Here is a 17,427-nt window from a genome sequence, read left to right on the forward strand (position 1 = left end):
CCCCGACAGCACGCCGGGGTGAGGTTGAGACACGGGTCACTTCTCGGTGGAAATTTATGCCTTCGCCGGGTCAGCTCTCAGTGGAAATCAACAGGTCGGCATTTCGATGACGGGCTGGTACTGCTCGGCGCGCTCGATCAGGTACTTGCTGACCATGTCAGCCGACTGCGCGACGCCGTTGCCGAGCCCGCCCTGCGCGAGCTCGCCGACGCCGAGCTGCTGGCGCTTGCCGTTCACGACGACGTTGGTGCCATTCAGGATAGCGTCGGTATTGGCGGAGAAGCCGCGCCCGAACCCACCGGCGACGCCGGCGAGGAAGGCCTGCCCCACGAGGCCACCTTCGCGGCTCACCACGCGGCCACGGACACCGGTCTTGCCCGCGAAGGAGATGAACCCCTTCACGTCGGACACGGCATAGCGGCCGTTCGCCTGCGGGCAGGTCATGCGTTGCAGCTTGACGTAGACCTTCTCGCTGCTGAGATCGCCGCGCGCTGCGCCGTTGACGAGGCAGCCCTGAATGCGGGTCGTGAGCAGCTTGCCGTCGCGGTACACCGACCGCGCGGGGCCGGTGATGCGAAGCACAACGGGCAGGGGATCGGTCTGCGACTGCACTCCGGCCGAGGCGTCGACGCCGACGATCACCTTCGCCGTCGCGATCGAGTTCGGCGGAAGGTAGTTGGGACTGTCGGTGTAGCTGGTGCTGCCACCCGAGATCCGCGTCGCGGTGCCGGTCGGGCCGCCCTCGAACGACACCAGCTTGATCTGGCGCGACGAGGCGACCGCGGCCGCGGCCGCTTCACCGGCCGTCATCGGCGCCGACGGTCCGCGATAGTTCTGCGGTCCCATCGGCCCGTACATGGGGGCCGGGACAGGCGCCGGCGCCGGGGCGCTGCGCGCCGCGAGTTGTTGGCGGAGTTGGTCGTTCTCCTGCTGGTAGGCACCCATGACGCGCTGCCCGTCGGACGCCATCGAGGAGTTCTGGCCCTGGAGGGCCGCAACCTGCTCCTGTAGCGCGCGCATCTGCGCCGCCTGGCCGTCGACCGACTTCAGCTGGTTGTTCATCGATTGCATCTGAGCTTCAGACGCGGCCTGCCACTCGCGCTGCGACATGTTCTTGTTGACCATGTCGTCGGTCGCGATCCGGGTCTCCTTGCCGCTCGCGTCGGTGACCAGCTCCGCCTTGTCGTCGTCCATGATGTACCAGGAGCCCAGCACCAGCGCGATCGCGGCGCCTCCCGACATGAGGAGGATCTGCTTTTTTCGGACGGCCTCGTTGCCGGCCATCATCTCGCTGCCGTCGCCATCCTCCGGGTCGGCATCGAGCTGCTTGGGCTTGCGCTTAAAGATGTCTGCGAGGCTCATGGCCGGGCTCCGTTCGCGAGACCGGCAGGCGTGACGATATAGGCCGTCGTCGCCTCACCGGGTTTGAGCTGAGGATTGGCGACGCTCACCGCGATCGCATTGGACGGGGCGATCGTGCCCTCGCCCAGCGAGACGGGCTCACGACCCTTGTTCTCGATCTTGAGCACCCGGCCGGCGAGCGAAGCCCCGCGATACTCCGAGATCATCTGCACCTTGAGCGTGCCGATCATGACGGCATCCATCCGACTCGGCAGGATGTCGAAGCCGTCGAGCGACGCCGACTGGTACATGGCCTGCACCAGCGACGCCGACGCCTCCTGGGGCGTAGCAGCGACCTGGGCGACCTCGGGGCCGTTCTCGCCGACGATGTCCTTGTTCTCGACGAAGACCTGCTGGGCGTCGTCGGCACCGAGACGGCACGCGAACTTGTAGACGTAGCCCTTAGCCGTGGTGCCGAAGAACGACACCCGCGAGCGGGAGAAGCCCTCGGGCACCGACAGGTAGATGTCGCCGCGGGTCGGCTCGTTCACGACGGTGAAGTCGTCGGTCTCCACGCCCGTGGTGAGCTTGGACACGCTGGCGAACCGATCATCCTTGAGGCTGACGCGGGTCAGGCCGCTCTTGGAGACGGTGCAGGCGACCTCGCTGTTGTCCTTGGCGAGCACGCGCTCGTCCGCCCAGGCTGGAGCCGCGAGAGCGACCGCGCCGATGACGATCATGCCAGCGCCGAGGCCGCGCGAGACGAGGCACAGGCGGGAAGCGACAGCGGCACCGCCCGCCATCAGCCCGTAAGCGAAAAAGGGCGTCATGCGTCGCCTCCGTTGGCGGCATCGTCCTTGGTCACCATCCCGAAGCCCTTGAGCTGCAGGGAAAGGCCGCTGTACGCCCAGAAGAAGCGGAAGGTCTTGGGCTCGGCGGTGACCGCCTTCGAGCCGACGACGGTGTGCAGCGTGCCGGAGACCTCGGAAGTCAGCTTCTCGGGGTCGACCTTCATGCTGGAAAGGGTGAAATACTGGCTGATCGAAGAGCCGGACTGCTCGCCGACGATTTTCATCAGGTCGCGCTTGAGAGCGCCGTGCGACTCCGGCGTGGCGATCGCGAGGATCGACTTCATCCAGTAATCGAGGTTCTCGGGGCTACGATTGAGCGCCATCAGCGCCGTGTCGCGCGTGACCATCTCGAGATAATCCTCGGACACGCCGCTCGACGAGAGTGTCAGCGGGGTCCGCACGATCGGCTGGAGGACAATCTCGCGATCGCGGGTCGCTCCGACCAGGAACAGGACCACCACCAGCGCGGCGAGGACCAGGGCGACAATCCCGAGGGTATTGCGCTGCTTGATGACCCGCTGCGACTGCGCGAGCCCGACACTGTAATCCATCTCAGCCCACCATCACGCGAAGGTGGGAAGGCGGTGTCGCCTTAAGACCGGTAAACCCTTGGGGGAGGTGCCAGTAAGCCATGTGGAGAACCCACGAGGAGGCTTTCCCAGCTTTCAGTTTGCGAAAACCCCACCACCCAAGGAGTGAGACCATCAATCCGATCAGGATGTGCTGAGTCAGGATCCCCCAGACGAACGGGATCGCCATCGCGAGGAACTCGTCCAGCGTCCAGAAGCCGATCAGCTCCGGGTCATCCAGATGCGAAGGAATGGTGTACCGGTCCATAAGCGCGCACCGCCCTCCCAGCGGTTACTTCGACCTCAGATCGTCGCGGTGACGGTCGAGGTGACGATCGGCACGCCGGTGCCGGCGCCGACGCCGACCGCGACGGGAACCGCGACCTGGCCGAGGCTGAAGCGACCCGACGCGAGCGCGACGATGCCGCCGGCGAGGCTCATCACGGTGATGATCTTGCCGCCCGAGCCCTCGAGGAAGTCCGTGAACTTCGTGAGAGCGGTATTGAAGGTGGTATCGGCGCCGGCGAAGGCGGCCGAAGCGCCCAGCATCATCACGACCGCGATGATCGCCAGGCCCAGAAGGATGCCGTTCGTACGGTCCTTCTGAAGCGCGAGTGCAGACATGGTTTTCTCCCTAACAAGACGAAGCAATCCGCGTCGTCATTGTTAAGGAACTGGAAACCTATGCTTGGTGCAAGCGTTAAGTGAACTTGCTCAAATAACTACACACTCTGTGTAACGGGATTATATCTTGATGTAAGCGGGCTGCACGGGTGTGTAAGCCCATTACTCACAGTGTAACCCGGTTACACTATTGGGGCCGATCCAAGGTTGATCCGCGTCAACGCAGGACGCGACGACGCCGCGGTCGACGCCTGTTTCTTTTCCTTACCGGTTTGCCGGATCGCTGGAACCCGCGCCCGATGAGGCATAGGGTGCGCCGCAGACATGGCACAGGTAATCTACACGTTTCGGGTCGGACCGCGGCTCTTCGAGCTGGCCGCCAATGCCATGCGCTCGCACTCGATTGCCGTCGAGCGGTTTGAGCCGATCTCTGCTACTACAATGAAAGGGCTGGAATATTTCATGGCTACGCCTGACGTGGGCGAGCTGCTGGCGCGAGCCCGCGAGTTCGACGAGTCGGGCGACATCAGGGTCACGCTTCGAGTCCAGCACAGCCAGAAGGAGCTCTTCCAAGCGGCCCGCATCCGCGCCGGAGGGGACGACGGCAAGCCGGCAGCGACCCAATTTACGATGACCGTTGGGCTGCTCAGCATCTTTCCGCATCTTACATCCAAAACGGACGGAACTTGTTCGTTAAAAGAGGGTTGACACCTCCCGTCTATACCGCCGTATAGTCGTCCGCGACACCCTGGGGGGTTGTGACATGCGGGATCTGGAACAGACAGACGTGCAGCGAACGGAGCGGCTTGACCGCTACCGGAAACTTATCGTCGAGGCTTGGCGGCGCCAACGCATCCCGAACAAGGAGATGGCGTCGCGCATTGGACGCAGCCTCAGCCTCACCAACAAACTGAAAGCCGGGACCACGCCCCTGACGGGTCCGATCATCGATCAATTTGTTGAAGCGCTGGGCATCGATCCGGTCCGCGCCATGTTCGCAGTGGACATCGCCTACTCGCACATGAGCTACTTCGACCCGAAGTTCCATTCGGCCTGCACGACCGCCATCACCTTCTTCGACCAGATCATGGTCCAGTGCGGCTACGGGAAGGGCATCGCCGATCTCGCGGCCGCCGAGGACCTGACGGCCGAACGCGTCGAGGCGACCGCTCGCGCTGCAGCAGCCTCACTCGCCACCGCCTTTGTCCAGAGCCACTTCCCCGGCCAGGGCGTCTCCTGACGAGACTGGAATCGACTTAGCCCGGCGAGTCGCTACAACGGGCCATGACGAAGACCCGAAAACGAGAGGTGCTCAAGCCGAGCACCGCGTCGATGCGACGCAAGAAACAGCGTGAGTACGATGCCGGCTACCGGCGTTCGACCGTGGCGCTATCCCCCACATCGCTGGACGTTGTTGAGCGGATCAAGGGTAACTTCGGGCTTCCGTCTCGCGAGGCTACCATCAACGCCGTCTTCGAGCTGATCAACAGCGACATGTTCCTGTGGGCCGAGTTCATGTCGCCGCGCCACGCCCCAAAGCCAGAGCCGGTTGGGGAGAGTGATCCGGGGCAATAGTAGGGCGGCGACCGTTGCGCCTACCGCCGCCTTTCAGACTGCACTGCAAGGCGCATTGCACTTCGCATTACAGTGGCACTTGGGATCGGAGATTGCGCGCGGCCGCGCCAGCGCGCAGGTTCATCCCATGTGCAATAGATACCGGATTTCCGCGAAGCAGGCCGCTGTCATGCGGGCGTGCGGCCTAGAGCCGCCCTTTGCGCCGGATGAGGTATTCCCTCCGACGCGGGAGATCTTCCCGACCGGCAAAAAGACGGCGCGGATGGGACCGGTCGTGCGCCGGAGCTCTGCCGGCAATCGCCCGCTGGAGATGGTCCTTATGGAGTGGGGTTTCCCCACCCAGGTGCCCAGCAAGCGCAACCCTGAGGTCAAGCTCGACAAGTACGTGACGAATGCGAGGAACCTTCGCTCGCCACTGTGGGGTGGCTCGTTAAAGATACCCGCCCGGAGGTGTATCGTCCCGTTCACCTGGTTCGCGGAGCCGCACCCGGAGGGGGGAAAGGGCGACGATGGCAAGCCGCGTCAGATGTGGTTTGCCCTCCAGGATCAGCCGATCGGCTTCTTCGCGGGCCTGTGGAGGCCGACCGAGAGAGGCGAGGCCTACGCCTTCGTCACTACCAGCCCGAACGACTTCGTTCGGCCGTGGCACGAGAAGGCGATGCCTGCGATCCTGCAGCCGACGGCGTTCACGACATGGCTCGACGGCTCGCTGGACGAGGCGACGGAGCTGATCCGGCCCTATGCCGGCGCCATGGTCCGACAGGAGGAGACCCCGCCCGACAATCTCATTGAGATCGACGCCTGAGCCGCGATCAGCGGGCCACGGCCGCCGCGACGTCGACGAGGGCGCGTTCCGCGACGACCTGGTTCCGGCCCTGCGCCTTTGCTCGATAGAGCAGCTCATCCGCTGCGGAGATCCAGTCCTCGGGCAAACGGCCACGACGCGCCGCGACACCGGCCGAGAACGTCACGGATCCAAGCGGCTTGTCGTTCTCGCGAAGGCGGAGCCGCTTGCCAGCGAGGACGCTCCGTGCCTGATCGACCTTCGCCTGTGCCGCAACCAGGTCGCTACGCTCGAAGAGGACGACGAACTCTTCTCCGCCCCAACGCCCGACGACGTGCGGCGCGCAGGCGTCCGCCAGCGCGCTTGCGACCGCCTTCAGGACACGATCGCCCACACCGTGGCCATGGGTGTCGTTCACCGTCTTGAAGTGATCGACATCGACCATCGCGACACAACCGTCCGTCGCAGCGGCGAGATAGTCCTCGAGGGCGGCGCGATTGAGCAGTCCCGTGAGACGGTCCTTGTTCGCATCGCTCCGCAGCGCGTTGAGCTCCTGGCGGAGCCGCTGCGCCTGCTGCGTCGCCTCGCCAAGGCGCTTCTCGGCCGAGGCGGTGCGCTCGATCATAGCGCCGACAACCACGCGGACGTTCGCCGCATCGTCGGCCAGCAAGGCCGCAGATGCCTTGACGAGATCCCGATTGAGACCGCCCGTCGCATCAAGTGTGTCCCGGATAATGTCGAGGACCCGAACGGTGACCTGATCGAGCTGGGGCGCGACGTCGTTCTCAGGTTCCGGCGTGACGGCAGCCCCGAGCTTCTCGACTTCGGCGGGGCTGATCCTGACCCCGCCGTCGATGATCGCTTGGACACCAGCTTCAAGCGCGCGATCGTTCCCGAAGAGGTAGCGGTGCGCGGATGCGTAGTGGTCTGGCGTATGGTCGAGCCGGTGATCGTCAAGAAAGCGCAGGATCTCGGCGCTCGGCTGCCGGCGCTTGGGCGTGCTGCTGGGGTCCGACATCGACACGCTCGCTCAGTACCGCTCAAGCCGTTCGAGAAGCGCGGCGCACTCCGGCGTGGCAAATGCGGCCTCGACCTCTTCGATCGTCGTCGGGATTGGGGCGTCGGTCATCACATCGATCGCCTGCTGGAGAAAGCAGGCTGACGTCGACGCACCGACGCTATCGAGGAGGGCCAGCGCCTCGCGGGCGAGCGCGGTTGCAGCGAGGATCGTCTCGTTGTCCATATGCAGGCCTCCATGACGGGCTTATCGCATCTGCGTTAACCTTGGCCTAAAGACACGCAACGGGAACTGCGTCGAAAACGAACAGGAGTTGCCGCTCAGCGCCGCGCACCTGCCCCCAGCAGCATCGCCGTATAGTCCACTTCGGAGCCGATCTTCTCTCGATCGCAGAAGTCGCAGCAATGCGCCGTCCTCTTCACCCGTGATCGGGTGGAGAACAGCCATTCGAGGATCCGCACCGCGAGCGATCGGCGCTGGCGCTGCTTGCCCCCGAAATAGTCGACCATTTGCCGGCGATAGCAGCTCTCCTCGCGCATCATCGCGGACACCTGGTCGATCTTCCGCATGCGGCTCTCGCGCGCAGCCGGATCGGGTTGCTCCTGGTCCTTGCCGGCGAGGTCCGCCATGAACCGGAGCCGCTTCACGTCGCGGCCGTCGGACGCATTGTCGTGCATGACGATCGAGACCGCCTGCAGGCCATCGCGTCCGGCGCGGCCGAGCTCCTGCATCAGGTCCTCGACCGATGCGGGAGCCTGCCAGTGGATGACGAGCCTGAGGCTCGGAACATCGATCCCCATGCCGAACGCCGACGTCGAGATGATGCGATCGATCGCCGGCTCGCTCTGGTTGGTGAAGCGCTTGACCAGCTGCTCGCGCTCGAATGGTCGGCCGAGCCGCGAATGGTAGAGCGGGACGTTCATGCCCAGGCTACGAAGCGCGGCCTGCAGATCCTCTCCAACCCGGGCGGAGGGCACGAACACCATCGCCTTGCCGCCTTCGGGCAACGGCAACGCGAGGAGCTGCGCGATCTTCGCTGCCCTGCTGTCCTCAGCGACGGCCCAGCGCAGGAGCGTGATGTTGGGCCGGTCGACCCCGCTGACGAACACTTCTGCGTCTTCAGCGCCGAGCGAGGCGAGGATCCGCGCTTGCATCTCCTGCCCGGCCGTCGCCGTGAAGGCGAGAACGGGCGGGTTGCCGAGCTGACGCCGGATATCGCCCAACCGGCTATACTCCGGCCGGAAGTCCGCTCCCCACTGGTCGACGCAATGAGCTTCGTCCACCACTAGGAAGGCAGGACGAAGCTCGGCAAGACGCGCGCGCTCCGCTTCGCTCCGAACGAAAAACCGTTCGGGCGCGAGGTGCAGCAGCTTGATCGCACCGCGGCGAAGCAGGCTGTAGCGGAGCTTCTTCTCCTCCATCGAGAGGTCGCTGTTGACGAAGCTGGCGGGGACCTTCTTGCGGAGCAACGACGCCACCTGCTCACTCATGAGAGCCTTGAGGGGTGAGACCACCACGGTCGGTCCAGCCCGGAGGATCGCCGGCAGCTGGAAGCAGAGCGTCTTGCCCGATCCCGTTGGACGAACGACCAGGACCGACTTGCCCTGCAGGGCGGCCTGCACGACCGCCAGCTGGCCCTCCCGGAACCGCTCAACGCCTAGTAGGCGGAGCCCCGGGCCGAGATACTCGGTTGCCTGATCGAGCTCGTGTGCGCCGCCGAAGAGACGCGCCAAGCGGACAGCCCAGCGCTCGATCACGCGCCGCGCCAGACCGCCTGCAAGCATCGGGTGATGAGCCGCGTGGCAGCCGTCGCAGAGCGTCACGAGGTTCGCGAGCTCGTCCGTCCCGCCCATTGACCGCGGCAACAGGTGGTGAACATCGGCGTCGCGGCCGACTTCGCAGCCGCAGCTGGTGCAGCGATAACAGTCGCGCGCATGGACGACGCGGCGCGTCTCGGCCCAGATCGACGCGGCGGGCGCGTCTCCGACCGGACGGGCCGGCGACAACGGGGGCGAGATCACGTTCACGCGGGTTCAGCCCTCCCGGCGCCTTTCGTTCTCGACGCGGATGTCCTCCCGGGTCGGCGCTGCCTTCAGCTTGACCAAGCGCGACGTGATGCCACCCTCGTTACGGTCGAAGCGGGTCATCAGCTCGGAGAGCGTGGCCCCGTTCGACCAGCGCTGCAGCAGGTCCGCGTCGTCGCCCTCGGTCCAGCGGACGCCGGTGTTGATCCCCTTCTCCTGGGTGGACTGTTTCCTCGCGACCGGCTTTGTGACCTGCTTGGGCGTCTTCACGACCATCCCGATCGCGTTGGCGAGACCCGCCCACTCCCGGTTCGTTAGATCGATCAGCTGCCCGTCCGGCAGGCAGAGCCGCGCCGCGTCGCTGCCAACCTGCAGCTCGAACCTTGAGCCGTCGACGGACCACGTGAGAGTGTGGCTGTCGTTCGAAGCGCTGCCATCGGGGCTATGCGCCTGCTCCACAGCCATTAGAACCGCCGACCGGCGGTAAAGTCGACAGCCGGCCCCATGGCACACTGATAGCTCGTGGTGCGATTGATGGAGCGATCGGGGATGAGGGTCTCGTCCGTCAGCACGAGCGTCGTGCGATCAAGCGAGACGGTCCGCAGCACCGGACCCATCGAGGTCCGCATCAGGTCCGGGTTCGGGGCGTCGATCACGATCGTGCCGTCGGTCACGCGCGCGAGCCGCTTTTTACCCTCGCCCTGGTCGTACCGGCCGCGCTTCAGATCCACGTTGAGCCGCTTGGTCTCGCCGTTTTTCGCGGTGCAGGTGAAGCCCGTGACACCGGATCTCCCCTTCGCCAAAGCGGGCTGCGACACCACCGCCAACGCGATCAGGAACGCTACCTTCACCCCGCCGTCTCCCCGTTTCCGAGCCTAGCGTAGCACTATCCAGTGCTGCTCGTCAGGCTTTCCCACCATTGCGAACGGACTTCGCCGGGGCGCAGACCGGCTCGTCCATCGAGAGGCGGGGACCGGTGACGGTCTGAGGGCAGGGGTATGCACGCTTGCGCGCGTCGCTGGCATCGGCGTAGCACACCTTCTGAGGTGGAGATCCCCTGTCACGTCGCTCGCTCTCGCATCGCCAGACTAGACCGGGCTCCCTCTCGCCCGGGATTGCCTCATCCGGGTAGACCTGCCCCGGCCAGTATTCCCGACGGCACTCACGCAAATCGCGTTGCTGAACACCGCACTCAATGTACTTGTCCCACGGCTTGACGAAGATTGTCTGCGGCACCGCCTGTTGAGCCGCCTGCCTTGCTCGCGACTGGGCTTCCGCAACAGGTGCCTCAGAGCGCCGACTTTCTACGGCTCCATACACACCCGCCACGACCAGCATCGCTGCAACCGGTAGGGCGGCCAGCGGCGCGTGCTTCACGGCGCCTCCGAAGCATCGTCAGTGACGAGAGCCTCCTCCTCACCATCGACCTGCTCCACCTCGCTGGCGCGAGCGATGCGGCGGCGGCCGCCGCGTCGTCGTGACGCACGGCGGCACGCGGTGCGGGAAAGGCCGGCAGCAGCCGCAGCGCCTGTCGGTCATCGCCGAAAGCGCGCACCAGCGCAGGCCAGGCGCTCGGCGGCGCGGCGTCAAAGGCACGGACGATCGCTGCCACGCGATCCGCCGGTGGCAAGATGTACATGCGCGTGCTCGCTCCCGGCACGCCGCACAGGAACACGTGCAACGTGGCGAGCAGCAGCAATGCATGGATCGCGACGATCAACCCGATGCGGACGCGCAGACTGATCGGCGGCAGTCGCCTCAACACCGAACGACCGGAGGAGAGAACAGGTAACCGTCGCCGCGTACCGTGCGGATCAGCGCCGGCTCGCGCGGATCGTCGCCCAGCTTGCGGCGCAGGCGGCCGACCTGCACGTCGATCACGCGGTCGATCGTCTCCGCCGCCCCGCCGCGCGTGCGGTCGATCAGGAACTCGCGCGACAGCACGCGTTGCGGATGGAGCACCATCGCATGCAGCAGATCGAATTCGCTGGTCGTCAGCGTGACAGGCTTGCCGTCCGGGTCGCTGAGATCGCGGGCGCCGACCCGCAGCAGCCACCCGTTGAACCGGAAGCTGGCATTCACCGCATCGCCCGCGACGTCGCTCAGATCGCGCGTGCGCCGGATGATCGAGCGCAGCCGCGCCAGCAGTTCGCGTGAATTGAACGGCTTGGCGAGATAATCGTCGGCGCCCAGCTCCAGCCCGAGCACGCGATCCAGCGGATCGTCCTTGGCGGTGACGATCAGGATCGGCAGCCGCGGCCATTGCACGCGCAGCGCATGGCAGATCGACAGGCCGTCCTCGCCGGGAAGCATGAGGTCGAGGATCAGGCAGTCCAGCCGCTCGAACACGCCCGCCGCCATCAACCCGGCCGCTGCGTCGAAGGCGAGCACGTCGAAGCCCTCCCGTTCGAGCAGCTTCGCCAGCAGGTCGCGGATGCCGGGATCGTCCTCGACGATCGCGACCAGCCGGTTGCGACCGTTGCAGGAATTGGGGTCGTTCGGGCTCACCATGCGAAGACCCTAGAGGAAATCGGCTTGCTCGCCAGTCCGCCAAAAGCCCGCGCCGTCGCGGAGGAGGAACGCGACGGCGCGGGCACGGGGGCGCCGAGGTTAGCGGCGCGCGCCGTACTTGTCGGCGATCGCCTTGAGCTCGGCCGGGGTGAGCTTTCCATCACGATCGGCGTCGATCATCTTGAACCCGCGTTCCTTGCGACCGGCGGCGGTCCATTCCTGCAGGCTCAGCGCGCCGTCCTTGTTCGTGTCGGTGGCGGCGAAGGCGGCGCGCGCCTTTTCGATCCGGGCCGCGGGATCGGTCTGCGCCATCGCCGACACGGCCGGCACCATGCCGATCATCACGACGGGAAGGATAAGTCGCTGCATCACTGTTACTCCATGTGGTGCCAGTGTCTCGACTGACGCCTGCCGATTAGCCGAATGCGCCACATGGAATTGGGCGCGATTGTTCGCCCGCGTGACAGAATGTGACGATGGCGGCGGCTTCGCGTCTAGCGCGCGATCATGGTGTCGAGCCGCTCAAGGTCACCCCCGTCCAGCGTCGCGGTGGCGGCGGCGAGTTGCAGCTGCGCGAGCAAATAATCGTAGATCTGCGCCGACAGTTCGCGCCGGGTGGCGAATAGCTGCGCCTGGGCGTTGAGCAGGTCGGTCTGCGTCCGCACGCCCACCGACAGGCCGGTCCGGGCGGCGCGCTCCTGCAATTCCGCCGACCGCAATGCCGTGCGCAGCGCGTCGGTGCGCGCCGCGCCGGTCGATACGGCATACCAGGCACGCTGCGCCTGCAGCCGCGCATCGCGCTGTGCCGCCGCCAGTTCCTGCTCCTTCTGCCCGGCCGTCGCCTCGGCCTCGCGCCGCTTGGAGGCGATGCCCCCGCCGGCGTACAGCGGAATGGTCAGGCGAACGCCCGCGGTGGCGGCGTGAAGCGTATCCGGCAGCAGGCCGGCGTCGTTGGAACCGCCCAGCCGATACTGCCCCTGATAGCCGGCGACTCCTTCCACCACCGGGCGGCCGCGGACCGAATAGCGATCGATGTCGGCCGCCGCGGCGCGCGCGCTGTGCCCGGCGATGGCGACGGCGGGCGCATCGCGCTCCGCCGCGGCCATGGCAGCGTCCAGCGTCACCGGTGGCACCCCGGCGGCGAAGTCCGGCCCGACATGCGCCAGGTTCAGCGCCGGCCGGCCGACGAGTTCGGCAAAGGTCGCGCGCGCGGCGGCGAGCTGCGCCTCGGCGACCAGCCGCTGTGCCTGCGCCGCATCGCGCTGCGCCTCCGCCTCGCGCACGTCGGTGATCTTGGCCTTGCCGGCGTCGAACCGCGCCTGCGCGCCGCGCCGCTGCAGCTCATAGGCGTCGAACTGCGCCGCATAGCTGGCCACCGTCTCCTCGCCCTCGGCCACGTCGAAATAGGCTTGGGCGACGCGCAGGATCAGCCCCTGCGCCTCGCCGTCGAACTGCTCCTCGCCCGCCGCGGCGCGCGCGCGCAGCTTCGTCGCGTCGGCGCGGTTGCCCAGATCGTAGATCGGCATCGCCGCCTGCACGCTGGTCGTCGCGCGGCCGCCGGTCTGCGTGCCGCCGAACGACGGCGCGAGGTCCGGCGGCAGGTTGACGTCGACCTCGGTGCGCGTGACCGTCACGTCGCCCTGCGCCTGCACCTTGGGCAGCGACAAAGCGCGGGCCTGCGTCGCCGCCTCCCGGTCGGCACGGCGCTTCGCCTCGGCGGCGAGGATGTCGGGGTCGCGCCCCTGCGCCGCGCGCCACGCGTCGCCCAGGCTCATCGGCGGCCCGGGCACCTGCGCGGCAAGCGCCGCCGCCAGGAGGATCGCAGTGGTCATGATTGGGCCTCCGCCTGGGTCCGGCCATGCCCGCGGCGATCGAAGACCAGTTCGTACAAGGCGGGCAGGAAGAAGATGGTGAGCAGCGTCGCGACGATCAGCCCGCCCATGATCGCCACCGCCATCGGCCCCCAGAAGGTCGACCGGGTCAGCGGGATCATCGCCAGGATCGCCGCGAGCGCGGTCAGGATGATCGGGCGGAAGCGATGCACCGCCGCCTCGCGCACCGCCTCGCGCAGCGAGCCGGCATGCGCCGACAGCACGTCGATCTGCGCGATCAGGATCACCGAATTGCGCAGTACCATGCCGAACAGCGACAGGCCGCCGAGCATCGCGACGAAGCCGAACGGGATCTGGAACGCCGCCATGATCAGCGCCACGCCGATCAGCGCCAGCGGGCCGGTGGCCAGCACCACCAGCATGCGGCGCACGTCCTGCAACTGGACCATCAGCAGCAGCACGATGATGAAGATCGACATCGGCACCGCCGCCAGCGTCGCCTGCCGCGAGATCGCGCTCTGCTCCTGCGTCCCGCCGACGACGATCGAGGCGCCGTCGGGCAAGGTCGCGCGCAGGTCGTCGAGCTTGGGCGCCAGCCGCTTCATCACCTCGGTCGGCTCGACTCCCTCGGCATCGGCGGAAACGGTGATCGTCGGCTGGCCGCCGCGCCAGTAGAGGATCGACGGCTCGGCGTTGGGGCGGATGCGCCCGATCTGCGACAGCGGCACCGCGCCCTCGGCCGTGGCGATCGGCAGATTGTACACGCGGCTGAGATCGGTGCGCTCGGCGCGCGCGAGCCGCATCGTCACGTCGAGCGACCGGTCGCCGTCGCGGAAGGTGGTCGCCACCGCGCCGCCGATCGCCGCCTGCAGCGACTGCGCCACCGTCTCGGTCGACAGCCCCAGCGCGCGGACCTTGTCCTGATCCAGCTCGATCCGCATCGTCTTCAGCGGCTCGCCCAGATCGTCGGTCACGCTGCGCGCATTGGGATCGGCGAGCAGCAATGCCGCGACCTTCTCCGCGAGCGGCGCCGCGGTGGCGAGGTCGCGGGCGGCGACGCGATACTGGATCGGCTGACCCACCGACGGGCCGTTCTCCAGCCGGCTCACGCGCCCGCGCGCTTCGGGAAAGGAGCTGGCGAACAATTGCTGGAGCCTGGCGAACACCTCCTCGCGCGCTTCCTCGTCGCGGGTGACGACGACCAGCTCGGCCAGCGCGATGTCCGGCGTCTGCACGTTCAGCGGCAGGTAGAAGCGCGGCGAGCCGCCCCCGACATAGCTGGTGACGGAAACGATCCGCTCGTCGCCCGCCAGCAGCCGCTCCATCCGCTGCGCCACCGCCTTGGTCTGCTCGAAGCTCGCATTCTCGTTGAGGTTGAGGTCGACCACCAGTTCGGGTCGTTCGGAGGCGGGAAAGAATTGCTGCGGCACCGCCACGCGGAACAGCAGCACCGATCCCACGAACAGGGCCGCGCTCACCCCCACCACCAGCACGCGCCGGTCGAGGCACCAGTCGATCGCGCCGCGCAGCCGGTCGTAGAAGCGCCCGCCATATTGCTCCTCCGGCTCGCCGGCATCGTCGCGCGCGTCGGGCTTCTGCGGCAGGAGATGATAGGCGAGGAACGGCGTGAAGATCACCGCCACGATCCACGAGATCGCCAGCGACAGCGCCACCACCTGGAACAGCGATTTCACATATTCGCTCGCCGTCGCCTTGGAGATCGCGAGCGGCAGGAAGCCGACGATCGTGATGATCGTGCCGATCAGCATCGGGATCGCGGTCACGCGAAAGGCGCTCACCGCCGCCCGCGCGCGCGTCCAGCCCGCCTCCAGATGGCTGCTGATCGATTCGACCACGATAATCGCATCGTCCACCAGCAGCCCCAGCGCGACGATCAGCGCGCCCAGCGAAATGCGCTGCAGATCGATTCCCTGATATTCCATGCCGACGAAGGTGATCGCCAGCACCAGCGGAATGCACAACGCCACCACGATCCCCGGCCGCCAGCCGAGCGAGAGGAAGTTCACCGCCAGCACGATCACGATCGCCTCGATCAGCGAGCGGGTGAACTCGCCGACCGAATCCGCCACCACATGCGTCTGATCCGACACGGTGTGGATCTTCACGCCCGCCGGCAGCGTCCGGGCATAGTCGCCGACGATCCGCGTCAGATCCTCGCCCATCCGGTCGACGTCGCCGGTCGACGCCAGCGCGATGGCGACACCCACCGCATCCTTGCCGCCGAAGCGCATCTGGAACGTTGCGGGATTGACCGGCTCGCGCGTCACCCGCGCCACGGCGTCGAGGCGGAACGTCTTGCCGTTGGCGGCGATCGGCGTGGCGGCGATGTCGGCCAGCGCGTCGAAATCGCCCTTTACGGTCAGGCGCACGCGCTCCGCCCCGAGTTCGAGCACGCCCGAGGGGTTGACCGCATTGGTGCCGCGCAGCGCCTCGACGATCTGCTGGCTCGACACCCCCAGCATCGCCAGCCGCGCGCTGTCGTAGGTGACATAGACCGCCTCGTCCTGCTCGCCGAGCAGGTCGACCTTGCCGACGTCGGGCTGCCGCATCACGCGATCACGCAGTTCCTCGGCGTAGCGGCGCAGCGTCGGATAGGCGAAGCCGTCGCCGGTGACCGCATAGATGTTGCCGAAGGTGGTGCCGAACTCATCGTTGAACTGCGGCCCGACCACATCGTCGGGCAGGTCGCCGCGATGATCCGCCACCGTCTTGCGCACGGTGTACCACAGGTCGGGGATGCTGCCCGCCGGCGTGGTCGGCAGCAAGGTGATGTTCAACGTCGCCTGGCCCGGGCGCGCCTTGCTGCGGATATAGTCGATGTCGGGAATGTTGGTGGTCAGCGCCTGTTCGATCGGCTTCACCACCTGTTCGGCCACTTCCTGCGCCGAGGCGCCGGGCCAGCCGACGCTGATCAGCATCGACTTGACCGCGAACTCGGGATCTTCCTTGCGGCCCAGGTTGAGGTACGACATCGCCCCCATCACCACCGCGACCGCGATCAGGAAGCCGACGAACTGCTGGTGGCGCAGCGCCCATTCGGACAGGTTGGGCAATTTCATGCCTTGGGCACCTCGGCAATCCGCACCTTCTCGCCCTCGCGCAGCAGGTGGACGCCGGCCGTCACGATCGTCTCGCCGGGCCTGAGGCCGCGCACGAGCAGCTGGTTGCCGCTCGCCGAGACGATCCGCACCGGGCGCTTGCGCGCGGTCATGCTGGCGCGGTCGATCACCCACACCATGGTTCCCTTGCCCTCGCCGCGCACCGCCGTCAGCGGCACGGTGAGCGCGTCGGTCGCGGGGACGTCGCGCGTGACATGCACCTGCGCGGTTTCGCCGAAGCGCAGCTCGCCGGGCGGCGCGCTGACCGCCAGCCGCACGGCAAAGGTGCGCGTCGCGGGATCGGCGGCGCCCGCCACGCTGCGGACCCGCGCCGCATAGCGTTTGTCGGGCCGCGACCACATCGTTACGTAGATCTCCTGCGTGCGCGACAGCGTGGCGACGTCGCCTTCCGCCACCGCGATCGACACCTCGGGCCTGGACGGATCGGCCAGCGTCAGCACGCTCTGCCCGGCGCTGACCACCTGCCCCACCTCGCCGGTCGTCTGGGTGATGACGCCGCCACGCGGCGCGGTCAGCGTGGTGCGGCCGAGCTGCGTGGCGGCGGTTGCGCGTTGCGCATCGGCGACCTGCACCTGCGAGCGCGCCTGGTCGGTCGAGGCGCGCTGCTGATCGAATTCCGCCTGCGAGATGAACCCTTCGGCCAGCAGCGCGCGATTGCGCGCGAGATTGGCGTTCTGAGTCTGCGCCGCGCTTGCCGCCGCCTGGCGCTGCGCGGTGCTGCTGTCGAGATTGCGCTGATAGTCGAGCGCGTCGATGCGGTAGAGCAAGTGCCCGCGCTTCACCGTGTCGCCCGTGCTGACCGCACGTTCGACGATCCGCCCCGCCACCTGAAAGCTCAGCGCGCTTTCATAGCCCGACCGCAGCTCTCCGGGATAGGTGAGTTCGGCCTCGCGCTGCCCCGTCTGCACCGTCATCGCCGCCACCGGGCGGACCTCGACGGGAGTCGGCTCCGGCTCGCCACAGGCGGCAAGGGCGAGCGCCAGCATCGCGGCCGCGCCGCCTTGCCAAGCACGACAAGCGGGCTGCTGCGCGCCGGCGCGCGGATCGGACGGCATGGCGGACTCCCTGAAGGGGGCGCACGCAAGGCGCCCGCGAGGGGGACGATGTAGAGGCCGCACCCCGCGCGGGTGTGCGGGCTTCGCAACACTCCGTGTCACT

Annotated in this window: 19 protein-coding genes; 4 read left to right on the forward strand and 15 right to left on the reverse strand. The window is 67.2% G+C overall.

What is annotated here, in order from left to right:
* Window positions 1-87 precede the first annotated feature (87 nt).
* The 5 genes from GGQ96_RS19480 to GGQ96_RS19500 are packed head-to-tail and all read right to left on the reverse strand — an operon-like array spanning window position 88 to window position 3,385.
* On the reverse strand, window positions 88-1,362 hold the full coding sequence (locus tag GGQ96_RS19480) for a TraB/TrbI/VirB10 family type IV secretion system protein (protein ID WP_184117019.1): 1,275 nt from the start codon (window positions 1,360-1,362) through the stop codon (window positions 88-90).
* Window positions 1,359-2,171 (reverse strand): type-F conjugative transfer system secretin TraK, encoded by an 813-nt coding sequence (locus GGQ96_RS19485; protein ID WP_125945986.1) that lies wholly within the window; start codon window positions 2,169-2,171, stop codon window positions 1,359-1,361. The genes GGQ96_RS19480 and GGQ96_RS19485 overlap by 4 nt, the downstream gene beginning before the upstream one ends.
* Window positions 2,168-2,743, reverse strand: coding sequence for a type IV conjugative transfer system protein TraE (locus GGQ96_RS19490; RefSeq protein ID WP_093068084.1), 576 nt, complete (start codon window positions 2,741-2,743; stop codon window positions 2,168-2,170). The genes GGQ96_RS19485 and GGQ96_RS19490 overlap by 4 nt, the downstream gene beginning before the upstream one ends.
* A 1-nt stretch (window position 2,744) precedes the next feature.
* Entirely contained in the window at window positions 2,745-3,029 is a 285-nt protein-coding gene (gene traL / locus GGQ96_RS19495) for a type IV conjugative transfer system protein TraL (protein ID WP_093068081.1), read from the reverse strand.
* A 35-nt stretch (window positions 3,030-3,064) separates the two neighbouring features.
* The gene (locus GGQ96_RS19500) at window positions 3,065-3,385 is read right to left on the reverse strand and encodes a TrbC/VirB2 family protein (RefSeq protein ID WP_093068078.1); all 321 of its coding nucleotides are present in this window, start codon (window positions 3,383-3,385) and stop codon (window positions 3,065-3,067) included.
* Window positions 3,386-3,709: 324 nt separating this feature from the next.
* Here GGQ96_RS19500 and GGQ96_RS19505 point away from each other — a divergent pair, with 324 nt between their 5' ends.
* Genes GGQ96_RS19505 through GGQ96_RS19520 form a run of 4 tightly spaced genes read left to right on the forward strand, consistent with a single transcriptional unit; the run spans window position 3,710 to window position 5,765 of the window.
* Complete coding sequence (locus tag GGQ96_RS19505; RefSeq protein WP_093068075.1) at window positions 3,710-4,093, forward strand: hypothetical protein; 384 nt, start codon at window positions 3,710-3,712, stop codon at window positions 4,091-4,093.
* Between the two features lie 55 nt (window positions 4,094-4,148).
* Window positions 4,149-4,625 carry a hypothetical protein gene (locus GGQ96_RS19510; protein WP_093068072.1) on the forward strand — a complete coding sequence of 159 codons (477 nt, stop codon included), beginning with the start codon at window positions 4,149-4,151 and terminating at the stop codon, window positions 4,623-4,625.
* Window positions 4,626-4,669: 44 nt separating this feature from the next.
* A complete protein-coding gene (locus GGQ96_RS19515) occupies window positions 4,670-4,960 on the forward strand; it encodes a hypothetical protein (RefSeq protein ID WP_241212661.1) in 291 nt (96 codons plus the stop codon).
* Window positions 4,944-5,765, forward strand: a complete 822-nt coding sequence (locus tag GGQ96_RS19520) for an SOS response-associated peptidase (RefSeq protein ID WP_343059144.1) — start codon at window positions 4,944-4,946, stop codon at window positions 5,763-5,765. Before GGQ96_RS19515 ends, GGQ96_RS19520 begins: the two co-directional genes overlap by 17 nt.
* Before the next feature lie 7 nt (window positions 5,766-5,772).
* Here the strand turns inward: GGQ96_RS19520 and GGQ96_RS19525 are convergent, their stop codons facing one another.
* The 10 genes from GGQ96_RS19525 to GGQ96_RS19570 all read right to left on the reverse strand — a co-directional run bounded on the left by GGQ96_RS19525 (window position 5,773) and on the right by GGQ96_RS19570 (window position 17,324).
* Window positions 5,773-6,762, reverse strand: coding sequence for a GGDEF domain-containing protein (locus tag GGQ96_RS19525; RefSeq protein ID WP_093068067.1), 990 nt, complete (start codon window positions 6,760-6,762; stop codon window positions 5,773-5,775).
* Between the two features lie 12 nt (window positions 6,763-6,774).
* Window positions 6,775-6,987, reverse strand: coding sequence for a hypothetical protein (locus tag GGQ96_RS19530; RefSeq protein WP_093068065.1), 213 nt, complete (start codon window positions 6,985-6,987; stop codon window positions 6,775-6,777).
* A gap of 95 nt (window positions 6,988-7,082) precedes the next feature.
* Entirely contained in the window at window positions 7,083-8,789 is a 1,707-nt protein-coding gene (locus GGQ96_RS19535) for a RecQ family ATP-dependent DNA helicase (protein WP_206430573.1), read from the reverse strand.
* Window positions 8,790-8,795: 6 nt separating this feature from the next.
* A complete protein-coding gene (locus GGQ96_RS19540; RefSeq protein WP_093068062.1) occupies window positions 8,796-9,251 on the reverse strand; it encodes a hypothetical protein in 456 nt (151 codons plus the stop codon).
* Entirely contained in the window at window positions 9,251-9,637 is a 387-nt protein-coding gene (locus tag GGQ96_RS19545; protein ID WP_093068059.1) for a hypothetical protein, read from the reverse strand. Before GGQ96_RS19545 ends, GGQ96_RS19540 begins: the two co-directional genes overlap by 1 nt.
* 907 nt (window positions 9,638-10,544) lie before the next feature.
* Window positions 10,545-11,297 (reverse strand): response regulator, encoded by a 753-nt coding sequence (locus GGQ96_RS19550; protein ID WP_093068054.1) that lies wholly within the window; start codon window positions 11,295-11,297, stop codon window positions 10,545-10,547.
* A 99-nt stretch (window positions 11,298-11,396) separates the two neighbouring features.
* Complete coding sequence (locus GGQ96_RS19555; protein WP_093068051.1) at window positions 11,397-11,666, reverse strand: EF-hand domain-containing protein; 270 nt, start codon at window positions 11,664-11,666, stop codon at window positions 11,397-11,399.
* Between the two features lie 125 nt (window positions 11,667-11,791).
* Entirely contained in the window at window positions 11,792-13,129 is a 1,338-nt protein-coding gene (locus tag GGQ96_RS19560; protein ID WP_093068048.1) for a TolC family outer membrane protein, read from the reverse strand.
* Window positions 13,126-16,209, reverse strand: a complete 3,084-nt coding sequence (locus GGQ96_RS19565; protein WP_093068046.1) for an efflux RND transporter permease subunit — start codon at window positions 16,207-16,209, stop codon at window positions 13,126-13,128. The genes GGQ96_RS19560 and GGQ96_RS19565 overlap by 4 nt, the downstream gene beginning before the upstream one ends.
* Window positions 16,206-17,324 carry an efflux RND transporter periplasmic adaptor subunit gene (locus GGQ96_RS19570; RefSeq protein ID WP_093068043.1) on the reverse strand — a complete coding sequence of 373 codons (1,119 nt, stop codon included), beginning with the start codon at window positions 17,322-17,324 and terminating at the stop codon, window positions 16,206-16,208. The genes GGQ96_RS19565 and GGQ96_RS19570 overlap by 4 nt, the downstream gene beginning before the upstream one ends.
* Window positions 17,325-17,427: the final 103 nt, after the last annotated feature.

This window comes from Sphingomonas abaci (assembly GCF_014199625.1).
GTDB lineage: Bacteria > Pseudomonadota > Alphaproteobacteria > Sphingomonadales > Sphingomonadaceae > Sphingomonas > Sphingomonas abaci.

Bases quoted from the DNA above. Each gene is read 5' to 3' on its own strand.
- GGQ96_RS19565 (WP_093068046.1), bottom strand. From the start codon at position 16,209: ATGAAATTGCCCAACCTGTCCGAATGGGCGCTGCGCCACCAGCAGTTC.
- GGQ96_RS19555 (WP_093068051.1), bottom strand. From the start codon at position 11,666: ATGCAGCGACTTATCCTTCCCGTCGTGATGATCGGCATGGTGCCGGCC.
- GGQ96_RS19505 (WP_093068075.1), top strand. From the start codon at position 3,710: ATGGCACAGGTAATCTACACGTTTCGGGTCGGACCGCGGCTCTTCGAG.
- GGQ96_RS19525 (WP_093068067.1), bottom strand. From the start codon at position 6,762: ATGTCGGACCCCAGCAGCACGCCCAAGCGCCGGCAGCCGAGCGCCGAG.
- GGQ96_RS19485 (WP_125945986.1), bottom strand. From the start codon at position 2,171: ATGACGCCCTTTTTCGCTTACGGGCTGATGGCGGGCGGTGCCGCTGTC.
- GGQ96_RS19570 (WP_093068043.1), bottom strand. From the start codon at position 17,324: ATGCCGTCCGATCCGCGCGCCGGCGCGCAGCAGCCCGCTTGTCGTGCT.
- GGQ96_RS19500 (WP_093068078.1), bottom strand. From the start codon at position 3,385: ATGTCTGCACTCGCGCTTCAGAAGGACCGTACGAACGGCATCCTTCTG.
- traL (WP_093068081.1), bottom strand. From the start codon at position 3,029: ATGGACCGGTACACCATTCCTTCGCATCTGGATGACCCGGAGCTGATC.
- GGQ96_RS19540 (WP_093068062.1), bottom strand. From the start codon at position 9,251: ATGGCTGTGGAGCAGGCGCATAGCCCCGATGGCAGCGCTTCGAACGAC.
- GGQ96_RS19560 (WP_093068048.1), bottom strand. From the start codon at position 13,129: ATGACCACTGCGATCCTCCTGGCGGCGGCGCTTGCCGCGCAGGTGCCC.
- GGQ96_RS19490 (WP_093068084.1), bottom strand. From the start codon at position 2,743: ATGGATTACAGTGTCGGGCTCGCGCAGTCGCAGCGGGTCATCAAGCAG.
- GGQ96_RS19510 (WP_093068072.1), top strand. From the start codon at position 4,149: ATGCGGGATCTGGAACAGACAGACGTGCAGCGAACGGAGCGGCTTGAC.
- GGQ96_RS19550 (WP_093068054.1), bottom strand. From the start codon at position 11,297: ATGGTGAGCCCGAACGACCCCAATTCCTGCAACGGTCGCAACCGGCTG.
- GGQ96_RS19530 (WP_093068065.1), bottom strand. From the start codon at position 6,987: ATGGACAACGAGACGATCCTCGCTGCAACCGCGCTCGCCCGCGAGGCG.
- GGQ96_RS19480 (WP_184117019.1), bottom strand. From the start codon at position 1,362: ATGAGCCTCGCAGACATCTTTAAGCGCAAGCCCAAGCAGCTCGATGCC.
- GGQ96_RS19515 (WP_241212661.1), top strand. From the start codon at position 4,670: ATGACGAAGACCCGAAAACGAGAGGTGCTCAAGCCGAGCACCGCGTCG.